12 protein-coding genes and 1 pseudogene are annotated in these 15,653 nt (G+C 61.9%); 7 read left to right on the top strand and 6 right to left on the bottom strand.

Annotation, left to right across the window (positions count from 1 at the left end):
* Nucleotides 1-34: 34 nt before the first annotated feature.
* The gene (locus tag OKW45_RS05060; protein ID WP_429466337.1) at nucleotides 35-2,026 is read right to left on the bottom strand and encodes an iron-containing redox enzyme family protein; all 1,992 of its coding nucleotides are present in this window, start codon (nucleotides 2,024-2,026) and stop codon (nucleotides 35-37) included.
* A gap of 71 nt (nucleotides 2,027-2,097) precedes the next feature.
* Here OKW45_RS05060 and OKW45_RS05055 point away from each other — a divergent pair, with 71 nt between their 5' ends.
* On the top strand, nucleotides 2,098-2,268 hold the full coding sequence (locus OKW45_RS05055) for a hypothetical protein (RefSeq protein ID WP_429466335.1): 171 nt from the start codon (nucleotides 2,098-2,100) through the stop codon (nucleotides 2,266-2,268).
* A 77-nt stretch (nucleotides 2,269-2,345) separates the two neighbouring features.
* Here OKW45_RS05055 and OKW45_RS05050 read toward each other — a convergent pair whose 3' ends face one another.
* The gene (locus tag OKW45_RS05050) at nucleotides 2,346-2,564 is read right to left on the bottom strand and encodes a hypothetical protein (RefSeq protein ID WP_429466333.1); all 219 of its coding nucleotides are present in this window, start codon (nucleotides 2,562-2,564) and stop codon (nucleotides 2,346-2,348) included.
* A 568-nt stretch (nucleotides 2,565-3,132) separates the two neighbouring features.
* Here OKW45_RS05050 and OKW45_RS05045 point away from each other — a divergent pair.
* Nucleotides 3,133-4,446: pseudogene (locus OKW45_RS05045) on the top strand (IS5 family transposase).
* 243 nt (nucleotides 4,447-4,689) lie between these two features.
* Here OKW45_RS05045 and OKW45_RS05040 read toward each other — a convergent pair.
* From OKW45_RS05040 to OKW45_RS05030, 3 genes are all read right to left on the bottom strand, one after another.
* Nucleotides 4,690-5,988 carry an MFS transporter gene (locus OKW45_RS05040; RefSeq protein ID WP_429466331.1) on the bottom strand — a complete coding sequence of 433 codons (1,299 nt, stop codon included), beginning with the start codon at nucleotides 5,986-5,988 and terminating at the stop codon, nucleotides 4,690-4,692.
* A 45-nt stretch (nucleotides 5,989-6,033) separates the two neighbouring features.
* Nucleotides 6,034-6,828: an NAD-dependent epimerase/dehydratase family protein gene (locus OKW45_RS05035; protein WP_018420812.1), complete on the bottom strand. Its 795-nt coding sequence runs from the start codon at nucleotides 6,826-6,828 to the stop codon at nucleotides 6,034-6,036.
* A gap of 358 nt (nucleotides 6,829-7,186) precedes the next feature.
* The gene (locus OKW45_RS05030; RefSeq protein WP_018420811.1) at nucleotides 7,187-8,008 is read right to left on the bottom strand and encodes an alpha/beta fold hydrolase; all 822 of its coding nucleotides are present in this window, start codon (nucleotides 8,006-8,008) and stop codon (nucleotides 7,187-7,189) included.
* 762 nt (nucleotides 8,009-8,770) lie between these two features.
* Between OKW45_RS05030 and OKW45_RS05025 the strand changes: the two genes are divergently transcribed.
* The 4 genes from OKW45_RS05025 to OKW45_RS05010 all read left to right on the top strand — a co-directional run bounded on the left by OKW45_RS05025 (nucleotide 8,771) and on the right by OKW45_RS05010 (nucleotide 12,507).
* Nucleotides 8,771-10,195 (top strand): cytochrome ubiquinol oxidase subunit I, encoded by a 1,425-nt coding sequence (locus OKW45_RS05025; protein WP_018420810.1) that lies wholly within the window; start codon nucleotides 8,771-8,773, stop codon nucleotides 10,193-10,195.
* A gap of 24 nt (nucleotides 10,196-10,219) precedes the next feature.
* Entirely contained in the window at nucleotides 10,220-11,224 is a 1,005-nt protein-coding gene (cydB, locus tag OKW45_RS05020) for a cytochrome d ubiquinol oxidase subunit II (protein WP_429466329.1), read from the top strand.
* Nucleotides 11,199-11,396 (top strand): hypothetical protein, encoded by a 198-nt coding sequence (locus tag OKW45_RS05015; RefSeq protein ID WP_429466327.1) that lies wholly within the window; start codon nucleotides 11,199-11,201, stop codon nucleotides 11,394-11,396. The genes cydB and OKW45_RS05015 overlap by 26 nt, the downstream gene beginning before the upstream one ends.
* Nucleotides 11,397-11,727: 331 nt before the next feature.
* Nucleotides 11,728-12,507, top strand: coding sequence for a response regulator (locus OKW45_RS05010; protein WP_429466325.1), 780 nt, complete (start codon nucleotides 11,728-11,730; stop codon nucleotides 12,505-12,507).
* A gap of 46 nt (nucleotides 12,508-12,553) precedes the next feature.
* Here OKW45_RS05010 and OKW45_RS05005 read toward each other — a convergent pair whose 3' ends face one another.
* Nucleotides 12,554-14,446: an ATP-binding response regulator gene (locus OKW45_RS05005; protein ID WP_429466323.1), complete on the bottom strand. Its 1,893-nt coding sequence runs from the start codon at nucleotides 14,444-14,446 to the stop codon at nucleotides 12,554-12,556.
* 404 nt (nucleotides 14,447-14,850) lie between these two features.
* Here OKW45_RS05005 and OKW45_RS05000 point away from each other — a divergent pair, with 404 nt between their 5' ends.
* The gene (locus tag OKW45_RS05000) at nucleotides 14,851-15,642 is read left to right on the top strand and encodes a hypothetical protein (protein WP_184008402.1); all 792 of its coding nucleotides are present in this window, start codon (nucleotides 14,851-14,853) and stop codon (nucleotides 15,640-15,642) included.
* Nucleotides 15,643-15,653: the final 11 nt, after the last annotated feature.

The following is a 15,653-nucleotide window of genomic DNA, read 5'->3' as shown; positions in this document are numbered from 1 at the left end:
CAGATCCCTTTTTCGATGTGCGACGCGTGAATCGTCAAACGGTATACGTCGACTTCGCGAACACTTCCTTCCATCTGCGTCGCGGAATCGCGAGCGCACGGAAGCCGGTCCATACACGTCGCCACTGCGTGCTCGATGCTGCCAGGCTGGCCGTGGCCAGCGCTGCGTCCATATATAGTTCGATCGCTTGTAGTGCCATGGCGGAGTGCCCGGTGGAAACGTTGTCGATCGTGTTGTGCAGATCGACGAAGCGGGTATCGAACTGGTAGTGGCGAAGTTCGTCGCGCGCGGTGCGGTACGCGCCTCCGACGCCCGACAGCTCCATCGCCAGATTCAGCCCGAGCGTTTCCGGCAAAAAGCGGCGTGGAAACTGAGAGATCGACAGCCAGAACGCGGGCACTTCGAAAGCAGCCTCGCTGAACAGCTCGCTCATTGCGAATGCGCGGCTCCTGAAATCAGGCAGATCGATACGCATCTGCCGCATCAAGTCGCGATAGATATTCGGATGATTCAGTTGCGTGTCGCCGTTGCCGATCTCGTCAGAAAAGATCTTGTAGAGCAACGTGCCGATGCCCGTCTCCACATGCCCGGCGTTGGTCCAACGCTGCACCCAGCCGCCGTCGACAAAGATCATCGGGCAGAGCTGTACGGCCTCCTCGATCACCTGTTCGCGCGGCTTGTGGATGTCCTGTCCGGGGCCTGCATACGACTGCGCCTGATGAAGCGCCCGGTCCTCGAACCAATGCCGCAGACGTTCATGCGTGTAGTCCGCGAATGGCAGCGCATCCGGACCGCATTCGGCGATCCCGGCTGCACGCGCGAGCCAAGTTTCCGCGAATGCTCGGGCATCGTCGAATACTGTCGAGTTGTTCTCGTGGTTAAGCAGCCGGTGATACAGCTCGCGCGGACCCACCTTCCCACTCGCGGCGCGCACGGGTTCCCTTTCGGCGACGCGATGCTCGCGCGGCACAGATTGGGCGTACGGAGTTGATGTTGTAACTCGCGAGCTATTCGTGGAGGGCCCTGCCGACGCGCCGGCAGGCAGCGATGCGATCCACGCGCGCATCACATCAAGTTCTTTATCGGAAAACACACGAAACATCGGGCCGCCAAATGCGACCAGCTTGGTCAGCAACAGGCTCTGTTCGGGATGGCCGCGCACAATCCAGCGCGAGTGTGCGAGATCGCGGACAAAATGCTCGGGATCCTGCACTACGTAGTCGTCGAATGGACGGTCCGCGAGTTTGAGCCGATTGTGGTAACCCACCGCGAAGCGGGATTTTCGGCGGATCAGTTCGACCATCGCGACCGTCGGATCGAGCAGACGCTCGCGCACGTGGCGAGCGATTGCGGCGTGCCACGCGCCCTGCAGATCCATCGACATGCGGTGTCCGCGTTCGATGCGCGCCACCGCGGCCGACGAGTCGATGCTCGGCTCGCCGAGCATCCGGCCTATCGCCTGCTCGATGTGGCGTTGCGCGGCCTGCCTCGATGCATCATGCCGCGCCGTTAGGTACGGGTGTCCACGTGTGGCGTCGCTGACGCGTAGCAATGCGTCGACGACCGGCGAAATCGGGACTTGCAACTCAAACAGCGCCGCGCCGAGAATTTCAGGACCATATGCGCCGGGGCTGAGCGACAACGCCAGCCAGCAAGCCGCTAGGTCCGTCGATGTCGACAGCAGTTCGGCCTGCTCCGCGAACATCGGCGAATCGATCGTCGGCAGATACTGGCCGGTATGTTCGAGCAATTGACGGTACAGGCAAGCATGATTGCGCGCGAGGGAAAAATCGCCGGCATGCCACAGGTGCGCCGCATGCGCATGCGCAGGCAACGCCTCATGACAGTTTGCTACGTGCACCACGTTCTGCAGCACGCAGCCCGGTGCGAGTCCCACTGGCGCATATTGCGCTGAGACGAAGCGAACTGTAGCAGACGCGCACTCGATCGGATGGCGGGCCAGTTGATCGGACTGCCAGTGCGCAGCGCGCGCGTTCAGCCGCGCGATCAGATCGCTTGCATCCACGCAGGGAACTGTTGTGTCGCGAGAACCGGACCGCAGCGCTGCATCGTCATCCTCAAAAATCGATTCGATATATGCTTTTGCTGCGCCGCGCACCTCGATATGCGCCTGCTCCAGATTTACTATTTGATAATAGAGGCGTGCACTCATCATATTTCAATTTTATCGCAAACGAGCTTGTTATTTATCAAGCTTTCACGCAACAAAAAGACCGCTTCGATTTTATCGATGCCCTGTTAAATTGAAATGTGCCAGGTTCATTCAATTCAAAAGAAAATATCTATCCCGCCTAACCGACGATTCTCGGGCGCCATCAACACGATCAATCCATGAATGCAGCAAACCCGCTAAACGGATGAACATCGCAGAATTCGTCGCCCTCACTAAACGCGGGATTAACACCTGCCGTGGAGATACTTGCTAAATCAAGTTCTGATTCCACTGGGGATTCGCCTCCAGCGTCCACTCGATTATTCGATCGAAAAAACTTGCTTTCTACGAAGTGCTCGGGACAACCCACAAGCTGCTTTGCAAAATTCACATTCTTCTCCGTCGCCTTAAGAGCAAATCCCATCTCTTTGCGTCATCGCACCACACAGAATATCTACAGAGACCTTAAACATGTGCCGCCGGTAGGTTTCACTAAAATTGGGCGCATTTATTTATTAATCGAATATAGCAAGATATAACGCGATTTATTTTCGTATGAAGTTTTGATCTCGTCAAGCGTTATGTATCAGTTAAGAAAAATTTAACGATTATTCACAATTCCGGATTTACCAAAACGTCGGCACCTCTCGAAATTCTTATCTGTACCCATGCGCTTTACATATAAAATCTCGACGCAAACAAAGTAATTTTATGAAAAATGCATGAAATGGTGCCGTCATTTTTTGAGTGGCAGTTCGATAATGAGAAGGGAGACACCTCGGGACTTGCAGGATAAAGATGTCGACAAAGGTGCTACGAGAATCTTGGTACTAAGATAGTCCGTCCTGAACAAACCGAAGTGCCTTGTACAGCAAGGGCTTGACGCAGAAAGCGGTTGATGCAATTGCAGGAACCTGGCAGATTGATGGTTGTTTCCTGCAAATTCTGTCGAGGTCTGGATGGGTCCGAAGACGCCGATGAACGAAGGTGACTTTTTCCGTCAACCGCTTCGTGAGCAGATCAACCTGAAGCATCCGTTGATCAGGCTGGCCGATCTGATTCGGTGGGAGCACTTGCAGGAAGTGATGAGCGCAAGCTTTCGCTCGCGTCGCAGGCGCCCCGCAACGGACACGCGGCTGATCGCGGGACTACGGTACCTGCAGCATGCCTTCGGCTTGTCCGATGAAGAGGTCATCTGGCAATGGGTAGAAAACCCGAACTGGCAGGTTTTTACTCGCGAGACGTACCTGCAGACGAAGCCGCCTCTTGATCCTTCGAGTCTGACGCGCTGGCGCACGAGGCTGGGTGAAGCTGGCGTGGAGGAGTTGCTGGCCGAGACGATCGAGGCGGCCAAACGGGCGGGCGTGCTCAAGCCCAGCAGCGCGAAGCGGGTGATTGTCGATACAACGGTCATGGAGAAGGCGATCGCGCACCCGACCGACTCACGCCTGCTTGAGCGTTGCCGGCAGCACCTGTTGAAGGCCGCTGCGCGCCACGGGCTGAAGCTGAGGCAGAACTACAACCGCGAAGCACCGCGGCTGGCCGCTCAGACGGCCGCTACGCGCATGCGAAGCAGTTTCGCCGCATGAAGAAGTCACTGCGCACGTTGCGTTCGCGCGTGGGACGTGTGATGCGTGATGTTGAGCGGCGACTGGATCAGGTTGGTGAAACTGCTCGCGCTGCACTGGACGAGCTGATCCACCGTGCGAAGCGCATCCTCACGCAAAAGCCCCAAAGACAGCAACAAGCTGTACCCGTTACATGCGCCAGAAGTCGAATGCATATCGAAGGGCAAGGCGCGCAAGCCGTACGAGTTTGACGTCAAGGTGTCGATCGTCACGACCCACCGCGAAGGACTGGTGATCGGTATTCGCTCGATGCCGGGCAATCCCTACGATGGCCATACCTTGGCCGAAGCGCTTGAACAAAGCCACATGCTGTGCGAGGTGAAGCCCGAGACGGTCTTCTTTGATCGCGGCTACCGGGGTGTCGAGATTGATTGTATGAAGATCTGGCATCCGGGATTGCGTCGCGGCGTGACGCGTGCGTTGCGTGCAATGATCCGGCGGCGCAGCACTATCGAGCCGGCCATCGGGCACATGAAGAGCGACGGCAAGCTCGGGCGTAACTGGTTAAAGGGCGCCGTAGGCGTTGCGCTGCATGCCGTGCTGTGCGGCGCTGGTCGCAACCTGCGCATGATCCTCAGGAAGCTGAGCGTTTTTTGCGCTCTCATTCTTGCGATGCTCTATTGCGCTTCTGAAACGAAGAGTTGAACCGGTTAGACATTCCGTCAACACGGCCTCATCGCCTCATCTGAGAGCGGCAATACTCGTCGCATCGCCTGACCGCGTAGCAAAACGAATTGTTCAGCGCCGATTAATCTGCTTGCCGGCTGCAACGCTCGCGGCGCAACACCGCCATCCTGCAAACGGCCGAAAACCGACAAAAAACGGCGCCCACTCGCGGGCGCCGCTTCTTTCACCTGATCGGCCCACCAGAGCCGACCGCACCTCACATTACTTCGCCGTCACCGCATCCGGCAACGTCCACTTCGGCTCCGGCATCTTGTCCGAACTCCTGGCCATCAGGCAGACCACGGCCGCGGCAATCAGATCGAATACCGCCAGCACGACGAACAGCGGGCTGTAGCCGATCTGCGTAACGAGCACGCCGAACAGTGCGGTGAACGCAGCGGCGCCCAGATAGCCGGCCATGCCGCCCATGCCGGTCGCGGTCGCGACCTCGTGCTTGCCGAACATGTCCGACGTGATCGCGTACAGCGCGCCCGACAACGTCTGGTGCGCGAAGCCGCCGACGCACAGCAGCGCCACCGCCATGTACGGGCTCTCGACGAGACCGATGCACGCCGGCCCGATCATGAACAGCGCACCGACCACGAACACCATCTTGCGCGACGCGAACAGCGACACCTTCGCGTACTTGTGGAACAGCGGGCTCAGATAACCGCCGAGCACGCAGCCGATGTCGGCGGCGAGGAACGGCATCCACGCGAACATCGCGACTTCCTTCAGGTTCATGTGACGCTCGGTCATCATGTACAACGGAATCCACGCGTTGAAGGTTTGCCAGGCCGGCTCGGACAGAATTCGCGGAATACCGATCGCCCAGAAATCGCGGCTCGCCAGCATCGCGCGCCAGTTGCGCTTCGGCATGTTGATGTCATCGTGATGCTTCGCTTCCTGGCCGCTCAGAATGTAGTCGCGCTCCGCGTTGGCCAGCAGCTTCTGATTGCGCGGATGCTTGTAGATGATCATCCACAGCACGCTCCATACGATACCCGCCACGCCGACGATCACGAACGCGAGTTGCCAGCGGCCGTGAAACAGTGCCCACACGACGAGCGGCGGCGCAAGCAGCGCGCCAATCGACGAGCCAATGTTGAACCAGCCGATCGCAACCGAACGCTCTTTCGCCGGGAACCACTCGCTGGTCGCCTTCACGCCAGCCGGAATACCGGCCGATTCGGCGAGACCCAGGATACCGCGGAACACCGCGAGGCTGCGCCAGCCCGTCGCCCATGCAGCCGCCGCGCAAGCCACCGACCACACCAGAGCGAACACCGCGAAGCCGGCCTTGGTGCCGATTGTGTCGAGCACGAAACCGGCGACCGGCTGCATGAACGCATAGCAGAGCTGCCACGCCACGACCACGTGCGAATACTGCTCGGTCGTGATGTTGAGCTCCTTCATCATCGTCGGAGCCGCGACCGACAACGTGTTACGCGCCAGGTAATTGATGATCAGGCCGGCCGCGACCAGCGCGACCATCCACCAGCGAATACCCTTGATCTTCATTGCTGCTACTCCTCGTGATGCATTGCCCGTCAAGCCGAACGGGACTCAAGCCTTGCGCGAATAGTCGATGCCGACGAAGCTACCGCCCTGGTAGCGCTGGCACAGCTCATCGAGCGGATTCGGGCGCGACAGGATGTCTTGCGCGTAGTCCTCGGCGTTCTGCTTCGGCTCGTAGCCGAGACGCGCGGCGCCGCTGTTGTCCCACCAACTGCGCGTATTGGCCGACACGCCCCAGATGGTCAGGAAGCCGACGTCTTCCGCTTCGATGCAGCGGTCGAGGAAATGCATCAGGTCCTTGTGGCCGAACCAGGTGCTCAGATGGCGCTGCTCGGTCGGGCGCTCGAGGCAGCTGCCGATCCGCACGCACACGCTTTCGATGCCGTGCTTGTCCCAGTACATGCGCGCGAGCGCTTCGCCCCACACCTTCGACAAGCCGTAGAAGCCGTCTGGGCGCAGTTCGCAGTCGAGGCTCAGATGCTCGGTGACCGGATACATGCCGATCGCGTGGTTCGAGCTCGCGAACACGATGCGCTTCACGCCGTTGCGGCGCGCACCTTCGTAGACTTCGACGAGGCCGCGCAGGTTGTTCTCGATGATCTCGGGCAGCGGACGCTCGACGCTCGTGCCGGCGAAATGGATCAGCACGTCCACGCCGTTCAGCAGACGGTCGACCACCGCCGGATCGCGCAGGTCGCCGTTCATCACGTCTTCGCCGTCGACGAGCGGCGTCAGTACTTTGGAGCCCGCGGCCGAGCGCAGCGGCACGCCGCGCGCGACGAATTCAGCACGTACCACGGAGCCGAGCTGGCCGCCGGCGCCACTCAGGGCAATCTTCTTCATAGGGGTTCCTTTTACTGCGCCGCGCGCGAGGTCTTCAGAGAACAGACAGAGGATCTGAGCGGCCGGCGAATCGCGCTGTGCGCGTCACATAACACACCCAAGTTGTACGATAACGTACTATCGGCGATGAACAAGCGGATTTCAACTCCGCATTTACCCTTAAGTTACTGCGCGACAGTTTCGTAGCCCTTTAAAAAACAAAGACATAAGGACATCGCATTCGTGCGACATCGTATAACTGAAAGTGGATTTTTGTTCCAGAAGTGGCTTTACCTGACGCCCGCGGGCGCGGGGCGTCCGACGCGAGCGGCGTCCGTATGCCGCCCGCGTCCTCAACAGATCACGTCGTTACGTTCGCTCAGGCGCCGATGAATTCGAGCAGATCGGCATTGACCTTGTCGGCCTCCACCGTGCACATGCCGTGCTGGCCGCCCGGATAAACCTTCAGCGTTGCGTTTTTGACGATCTCCGCGGTGCGTCGGCCTGCTGCGTCGATCGGCACGATCTGGTCGTCGTCGCCGTGCAGCACGAGGGTCGGCACGTCGATCTTCTTCAGATCTTCGGTGTAGTCGACTTCGGAGAACTGCTCGATGCAGTCATATAGCCCCTTGATCGAACCGGCCATGCCCTGGCGCCAGAATGAATCGATCACGCCCTGCGACACCTTCGCGCCCTCCCGGTTGTAGCCGTAGAACGGCACGGCCAGATCCTTGAAGAACTGCGAGCGATCGTCCGCGACGCCCTTGCGGATGCCGTCGAACACGTCGATCGGCAGGCCGAGCGGATTATCGGCGGTCTTCAGCATCAGCGGCGGCACCGCGCCGATCAGCACGGCCTTCGCGACGCGCCCCGTGCCATGCCGGCCGATGTAATGCGCAACTTCGCCACCGCCTGTCGAATGGCCGACCAGCGTCGCGTCCTGCAGATCGAGATGTTCGATCAGCGCGGCGAGGTCGTCGGCGTAGGTGTCCATCTCGTTGCCGTCCCACGGCTGCTCCGAGCGGCCGTGACCGCGCCGGTCGTGCGCGATCACGCGGAAGCCCTTGCTGCCGAGAAACAGCATCTGCGCATCCCACGCATCGGCGGTCAGCGGCCAGCCGTGCGAAAACACGACCGGGCGACCATGGCCCCAGTCCTTGTAGAAAATCGAGGTACCGTCTTTCGTCCTGATCGTGCTCATCTGCTGACTCCTTGTCGATGAAGTCTGCCGTCGCCGGCAGGTGGATGAAGCGGAAGCTGCTCACGAAGCATGCGCGCGACGCATGACAGAACGCCGTGCGAATGTGGCAATGAATAAAGGAAACGACGGAAACGGCCGCAATACCTGGGCAAGACATGGTACGGCGAAAAGCGGCCACGACGGCCCGCGCAATCGCCTCGCGGCAATTGGCTATCGAGAAAAGCCGCCGCGAAATAGCACCGCCACTGAACGCCATCCAATACGCTGCAAGACGGTTCACGCAAACCCAGCGATTACCAAACCAATGATGAACCGATAATGCAACGAAAAAGTGAAGAGAAAAAGCTGAAACGGCCACGCGGCAGCGTGCATCGTAGAAGTAAAAAGATCGCCCGACCAGCACGCCCACAGACGAAGTCGGTTTGGATGGATCGATTGTCGGCTGGCGACAGACACCGCCCGCGACCTTGCGGCGCAAGGCTGCGCGAAACGCATTGCTGCAACGCGGTCGATTGACGCAGCTCACGCGACGAGGCACACACGGCCACGTATCGGCCGCCAAAAGAAACTTGATACTCAACAACGGCTTGGCTCATCGATAAGCGTATTTCGCATAAAACAAGGCGGTTTTTTGACGCACATCGCATCGCAACACTTTTTGTTTCGATCCCCTACTCTTGCGCCATCTGCCCAGCGCAGTGCGCACCGACATCGGTCGACGCGCGTAAGTCCGTTCACGCGGCCATCACGCACAACAGGATCATGAACTCCGCACTATCGGCATTCGATCTCGCGCGCATTCAATTCGCGTTCACCGTTTCTTTTCACATCGTTTTCCCCGCGCTCAGCATCGGTCTCGCCAGTTTCATCGCCGTTCTCGAATGGCGTTGGCTGAAAACCGGCAAGGCCTACTACAAAGATCTTTGTCTGTTCTGGTCGAAGATCTTCGCGGTGGCCTTCGGCATGGGCGTCGTCTCGGGCGTCGTGATGAGCTATCAGTTCGGCACCAACTGGTCGGGCTTCTCGAGTTTCGCCGGGCCGATCACGGGTCCGCTGCTGATGTACGAGGTGATGACCGCATTCTTTCTCGAAGCGGGCTTCCTCGGCATCATGCTGTTCGGCTGGCAGCGCGTGAGTCCGCGGGCGCACTTCGGCGCGACGCTGATGGTCGCGATCGGCACGCTGATCTCGACCTTCTGGATTCTCGCGTCCAATAGCTGGATGCAGACGCCGCAGGGCTTCAAGGTCGTCGACGGTCACGTCGTGCCGCTCGACTGGTTCAAGATCATCTTCAATCCTTCGTTCCCCTACCGGCTCGCGCATATGGCGCTCGCGGCGTTCATCGTGGCGGGGCTGGTGGTCGCGGCGGTCGGCGCGTGGCATCTGCTGCGCGGCCGGCGCGATCCCGCCGTCAAGAAGATGTTCTCGATGGCGCTGTGGCTGCTGTTGATTCTGACGCCGATCCAGGCATTCGTCGGCGATCAGCATGGCCTGAACACGCGCGAATATCAGCCGGCGAAGATCGCAGCAATCGAAGGCTTGTGGAATACCGAAAAGGGCGGTACCGCGCTGAACCTGTTCGGCATCCCCGACATGAAGGCCGAAACCACGCGCTACGCGGTGTCGGTGCCGCACCTCGGCAGCCTGATCCTCACGCATAGCTGGGACGGCGAAATCCGCGGCCTGAAGGAATTCCCGCCGCAGGACCGACCGGATTCGACCGTCGTGTTCTGGAGCTTCCGCATCATGGCCGGCCTCGGCGTGCTGATGATCGCGATGTCGATCGCGGCCTGGGTGCTGCGCCGGCGCGGGCGCCTGTTCGAAGCGAAGTGGTTCCAGCGGCTGTGCGTCGCGATGGGGCCGAGCGGCTTCATCACGCTGCTGGCCGGCTGGGTCACCACCGAAGCGGGCCGTCAACCGTGGGTCGTGTACGGCGTGATGCGCACGTCGCAGGCGGTATCGCCGCTGACCACGCAGCAGGTCGGTCTGTCACTGATGACGTTCGTGGCCGTCTACTTCCTCGTGTTCGGCACCGGCATCTACTACATGCTGAAGCTGATGCGCTCCGGTCCTGCGCTGCCTGGCGGCAAGTCGCACGACATGTCCCTCGGCCTGCCGCAGCCGATGACCGCGCAGACCGCGCGCCGCCCGCTGTCCGCCGCCGATCGGATGATCGACGCCGTCTAACCTACGCTTCGAGAGAAAGAAAAAATGGACGTAACCGTCGTATGGGCCGCGATTATCGCGCTGGGCCTTTTCATCTACGTGGTGCTGGACGGCTTCGACCTCGGCATCGGCATCGTCTTTCCGTTCTTCCCCGACGAAAAGGAACGCGACCTGATGATGAACACGGTCGCGCCAGTGTGGGACGGCAACGAAACCTGGCTCGTGCTCGGCGGCGCCGCGCTGTTCGCGGTGTTTCCGGTCGTCTACTCGACCGTGTTGTCGGCGCTCTATCTGCCGCTCGTGTTCATGCTCGTGTGCCTGATCTTTCGCGGCGTGTCGTTCGAGATCCGCGCGAAGTCGCGTCGCACGAGGCATCTGTGGGACCTCGCATTCATCGGCGGCTCGGCCGGCGCGGCGTTCTTCCAGGGCATCGTGCTCGGCGCGTTCCTGCAAGGCATTCCGGTCGCCGATGGCGCCTATGCCGGCGACGCGTTCGGCTGGCTCACGCCGTTCAGCCTGCTGACGGGCCTCGGACTCGTCGCGACCTACGCGCTGCTCGGCTGCTGCTGGCTCGTCGCGAAGACTGAGGGCGATCTGCAGCGAAGGCTGCATCGCGTGCTCTGGCCGCTGACGCTGGTGCTGCTCGGCTTCATCGCGCTCGTGAGCCTGTGGACGCCGCTGATGGATGCGGGTATCGCACAACGCTGGTTCCATGACGGAATCTTCTATCGTCTGCTGCCGGTGCCGTTCCTCGTCGCGATCTGCGCGTTCTTCATGCATCGCGCGGTGCACGCGCGCCATCACAAGACACCGTTCGTGCTCGCGCTGGCGCTCGTGCTGCTCGGCTATCTCGGGCTGCTCGTGAGTCTGTGGCCGTATGCGATTCCGTCGAGCATCACGCTATGGGAAGCCGCCGCGCCACGCGCGAGCCAGACGTTCACGCTGGCCGGCGCGGCGGTGATCCTGCCGATCATCGTCGCCTATACGGCGATGGGTTACTGGGTCTTTCGAGGCAAGGTGCGTCATGGCGACCAACATCACTATCACTGAAACGCGGGATGCCAGTGCGTCGGCTCCCACCGCCACTGCGGCAACGCCCAGCCGCAAACTGCCGGGCTGGCTCTGGTTCATCGCGCTATGGTGCTTCGGCGTGACCGCGGCGATGTCGCTCGGCTTCGCCTTCAAGCTTCTGATGAATGCGACGCTGTTCGCGGTCAGATAGCGGCGCCCGAACCCGTGTCGATCCGGCGGGCATAACCTTCCGGATCGTGCGCGTCAGCGCTTCAAAAACGGGGCGCGCGGCTCGTCTACGTAGCAAGCCGGAACCTATGCGCGGGAGACCTGCCTTAACATCACGAAGCGCATCGAACGATGCCGGTTGCGGCGGTAAGTGCGACACTCCACGCGGCGAGAACCGAGGCAACGATTTCGGCGACGACCGCGGTGCGTGTCACGAGTACAGCAGTTAGTCACACTGCAACTGCGCATGCTGCAACTGCGGCATGTGCAACGGCGGCAGCCCTCAACGGACAGGCTCGACTCGCGGAGACATCATGAAGTTTCTTGTAGCCGACGACCATGAACTGATCCGGCAAGGCGTCAAAGGCATGCTGCGCGGCTTCGATCCCGACGCCCAGTTCGACGAAGCCGACAGTTGGGAAACCCTTGCGACCGCCGCGCGACCCGACGCGAATCACGATCTGGCGATCGTCGATCTGCATATGCCGGGCATGAGCGGCGCGAGCTCGCTCGAAACGCTGCTGAAGGCGAATCCGGCGCTGCCGGTCGTGGTGCTGTCCGCAGAGGAATCGCCCAACGAGATGCGCGCGGTGCTCGCGGCCGGCGCGCTCGGCTTCGTGCCCAAGCGCCAGCCCGCCAGCGTGATGCTGAAGGCGATCGAGCTGGTGCTGTCCGGCGGTGCCTATGTGCCGATGGAGGCGCTGAGTCTGCTCGGCTCGCGCGAGACGCAGGCGGCCAGCTGCGCGGGCGCCGATGCTGATGGATCGGCACGTGTGCCGGCCCCGAGCGCCGCCGCGCAAGCCGTCCGCGGGCCGGGCCCCGGCACCGTCTCCCAGATCGAACCGGTCACGCAGGTACCGTCGCTGCAGCCGCATCAGCAGCATCTGCTGGAGAACCTGTCACCACGTCAGCAGGACATCATGCGGCTCGTGCATCGCGGCTGGACCAACAAGATGATCGCGCGCGATCTCGGCGTCGCCGAAGGCACGGTGAAGGTGCATCTATCGGTAATCTTTCGGGCGCTCGGTGTGCATAACCGGTCGACGGCGATCGCCGTAATCAATGGATGGCTGGAGGCCGGGAAGACGTTGTAGCGCTTTGTGCTGCGCCGCAAGCCCAACCCGTCTTTGCTTCCCGCCTCTAAGGCTGCGTTTCGCTTTGCGCCCCTGAGCCCGCTTCAGCTTGCGGCGAGCCGGCCGCGGCGGGCGGCGGCGCTGGGTCGTCCGCCGCTCCGCCCCCCAACACCACCGCACCCGCCGGCCGCCCCTGATCGAGCTCCGCCTGCTGCCACAGCATTTCCAGCGTGCGTCGCAACCGCGCCGGCGTCACCGGCTTGTGCAGCACCGGAATCCCCTGCAACGCGAGCGCCGTCAGCTCCGCCGACGCCATATCGCCGGTGATCAGCAGCGTCACCACATTGCCGTGCCCCTCCCGCGCAAGCACGCCCCGTATCGCGCTCAGCGCCTGCGCGCCGGTGCGGTGATTGGCGAGCTGGTAGTCGCACAGCACCGCGTCGGGCACGAAGCCGTCCGCGAGCGCGGCGAGCGCGCCGGCTTCGTCGCGCGCGCCGCGCACGTCGCAGCCCCAGCGCTCGAGCAGACTCGCGAGGCCTTCGAGTATCGACGGCTCGTCGTCGATGCACAGCACGCGCCGCCCCTGCGCGGCCGGGCCGCCCGCGACCGAATCGTTCAGACTCGCGACGATGCCGCTCGCGTCACCCGCCTGCACCGCAAAGCGGAACACCGAGCCGCGCCCCGGCGCCGAGCGCAGTTGCAACTCGCCGCCGAGCAGGCCGACGAGCCGCCTGACGGTCGGCAGCCCGAGCCCATGCCCCTGACGCGCGTCGCGCTGCGGATTCTCGACCTGGTAAAACTCCTCGAAAATGCGCTCGTGCTCTTGCGGCGCCATGCCGACGCCCGAATCGCGCACCTCGATATAGCCGCCCTTCTGTCGCCCCGCGCGCCGGAAGCCGAGCCAGATCGCGCCTTGCTCCGTATAACGCACCGCGTTCGACAGCAGATTGCTCAACACGCGTTCGAGCAGCACCGGATCGTCGTAGACGACCATCGTCGTAGGCGCGATGCGCAGCGCGAGCCCCTTCGCCGCGGCCTGCGGACGATACTGGCTACCGACCCGGTCGAACAGCTCGGAGAGCCGGAAGTGCAACCGGATCACCTGGGTCACGCCGCTTTCGAGCCGGGCCAGATCGAGCACCTGGTTGAACAGCTGATTGAGCGCCTCGACGTTATAGACGATGTGCCCGGCCGTCTTCGCGTGCTGCGCGGGCGTCGCCGCCGGATCGTTCAGAGATGCCGCGAGCAGGCCGATCGCATGTAGCGGCTGACGCAGATCGTGGCTTGCCGCCGCGAAAAAGCGCGTCTTCGCGAGGCTCGCTTCTTCGGCGACGCGCTTTTGCGCGGCCAGCGATTCCGCGAGGTATTGCTGATCGACACGCGCCTGCACGACCTGGCGAAACAGCTTGCGATAGCTCATCGCGTAGACGTTGATCGCGCAGAAGAAGAACGCGAGCACGATCGCGAGAATCGTGCGATCGAACGTATGCGAGCCGAAATGCAGCACGATCGACGGCAGCAGCAGAAACGGAATCGACGTCGAAAAATTGAGGAGATCGAACCCATTCGACATGAACACGCCGGCCGCGAGCGTCACCAGCAGTACGGTATGCAATAACGGCAGATCGGTTTGCGGACTCTGGAACGCGAACCACACCGCGAACCCCGGCCCGCTATAGAGGAGCACGCCGCGCAGCGCGTGCAGATAGATCCAGTCGCGCGGCGAGACGAGCTGCGGATAGCGGCGATTGCAAATCCACAGCGCCAGGCCCGCGCAATTGGCGAGCGCATAAAAAACGAAACACGCGATAAACAGCGGCGGCGCCGGCACATGCGGCCAGTAGATCGCCACCAGCACCGCGATCGAAAACCAGTGCGAAAAGAACGCGATCGGATCCTGCGCGTAGAGCACGCGCACGAGGTCTTCGTCGATGGCACGCTGGATCGGGTCGGCCCGCATGGGGCGGTCTCCTCTGTCGATCGGCGTGAGCGCTTTAGCGCTTACGCCGATCCCACGCAGCTTTATCGCGCGGGCATGGCAACTTCGTTGAGACGAAACACTGACGAAGCGGCGGCGCTCCGGCACTTCGTGGCAACCGCGGGTCGAATCGGGCGACCGAACGCGCCGCCCCCGCGGTCTATTCTACGGCGAATGCCCGCTCTTCAGACGAATCGTCAGCAATCCATCAGAAGGTTTACCCGGGCAGTTTACCCATCGGCTAACACTTAATCCATATAGGCGAGGGCCTTGCCGCGAACCATACTGCATTCACGTTTCAGCGCGGCATTTCAGCCACCTTCCCTCGACTCGCGGCCCACGCGCCGCGGCTCGCCGCGCTCCCTGCCAACCGACGGAGGTTTTCCATGGGCGCAGTCCCGAGCTACGAGTTCGCCCGCCAACTCGACGACGCGATCCTCCCCGATCTGTGGCGCAGGCGCACCCGGCTCTCAGCGGACGAAATGGTGTCGATGGTCGAACTGGTCAAGCGCGCGTTGCGGACCTACCACCCGCTCGAATTGCAGGCGCTTGGCGAGGACAAGGAAGAACTGGTCGCTCAGTTCATCTACGCGAAGGTGTTGCGCCTCGCGCCCGGCCACACTGAAACGAACGCGCGCGCCGACAGCGCGCCGTCCAACAGCTACGCGGTATGCGCGTATTTCCGCCGCTATCTGATCGACTGCCTGCGCAGCGCGTGCCATCAGCGCAACGTGTCGATGGAGACCGAGGGCGTCGCGCAGGAAATCGATCTGCACGCGCACGCGCTCGAAGACCCGGTGGAAAGCGTGCTACTGCAATACGGCCTCGACGAACAGCGCGTGCGGCGCGCGGCGCGCGAGTTCATCGAAGGGCTCGACGAACCCGAGCGGATCGTGCTGGCCGGCAGCCTCGGCTGGTGCTCCGAAGGCAAAGGCGGGCTTTCGGCGGTCGCGGCTCAGCATCGGGTGCCCTCCTATCACTATCGCGCCGTCAAACTCGGCGTCACCACGAAAAAGACGGCCGGCGCCGAGGAATTTTCCAACACCAAGCTCGGCCGCTGGCTCACCGACGCGCTCGGCATCGAGATCGACGTCGACAATCGCGCGGCGATTCTGGTTGCGCTGAATCTGCTCGCGGCGGAATCGAGCGATAGCGAATTCAATGAAGTGGCCGCGTAATAGTTCGGATA

It is taken from the genome of Paraburkholderia lebeckiae, assembly GCF_050436225.1.
Taxonomy (GTDB): Bacteria; Pseudomonadota; Gammaproteobacteria; order Burkholderiales; family Burkholderiaceae; genus Paraburkholderia; species Paraburkholderia tuberum.
The sequence above is the reverse complement of the archived record's forward strand: the minus strand, read 5'-3'. Positions and strand labels throughout refer to the sequence as shown.

Bases quoted from the DNA above. Each gene is read 5' to 3' on its own strand.
- OKW45_RS05010 (WP_429466325.1), top strand. From the start codon at position 11,728: ATGAAGTTTCTTGTAGCCGACGACCATGAACTGATCCGGCAAGGCGTC.
- OKW45_RS05000 (WP_184008402.1), top strand. From the start codon at position 14,851: ATGGGCGCAGTCCCGAGCTACGAGTTCGCCCGCCAACTCGACGACGCG.
- OKW45_RS05005 (WP_429466323.1), bottom strand. From the start codon at position 14,446: ATGCGGGCCGACCCGATCCAGCGTGCCATCGACGAAGACCTCGTGCGC.
- cydB (WP_429466329.1), top strand. From the start codon at position 10,220: ATGGACGTAACCGTCGTATGGGCCGCGATTATCGCGCTGGGCCTTTTC.
- OKW45_RS05055 (WP_429466335.1), top strand. From the start codon at position 2,098: ATGCTTTTGCTGCGCCGCGCACCTCGATATGCGCCTGCTCCAGATTTA.
- OKW45_RS05040 (WP_429466331.1), bottom strand. From the start codon at position 5,988: ATGAAGATCAAGGGTATTCGCTGGTGGATGGTCGCGCTGGTCGCGGCC.
- OKW45_RS05025 (WP_018420810.1), top strand. From the start codon at position 8,771: ATGAACTCCGCACTATCGGCATTCGATCTCGCGCGCATTCAATTCGCG.
- OKW45_RS05015 (WP_429466327.1), top strand. From the start codon at position 11,199: ATGGCGACCAACATCACTATCACTGAAACGCGGGATGCCAGTGCGTCG.
- OKW45_RS05035 (WP_018420812.1), bottom strand. From the start codon at position 6,828: ATGAAGAAGATTGCCCTGAGTGGCGCCGGCGGCCAGCTCGGCTCCGTG.
- OKW45_RS05030 (WP_018420811.1), bottom strand. From the start codon at position 8,008: ATGAGCACGATCAGGACGAAAGACGGTACCTCGATTTTCTACAAGGAC.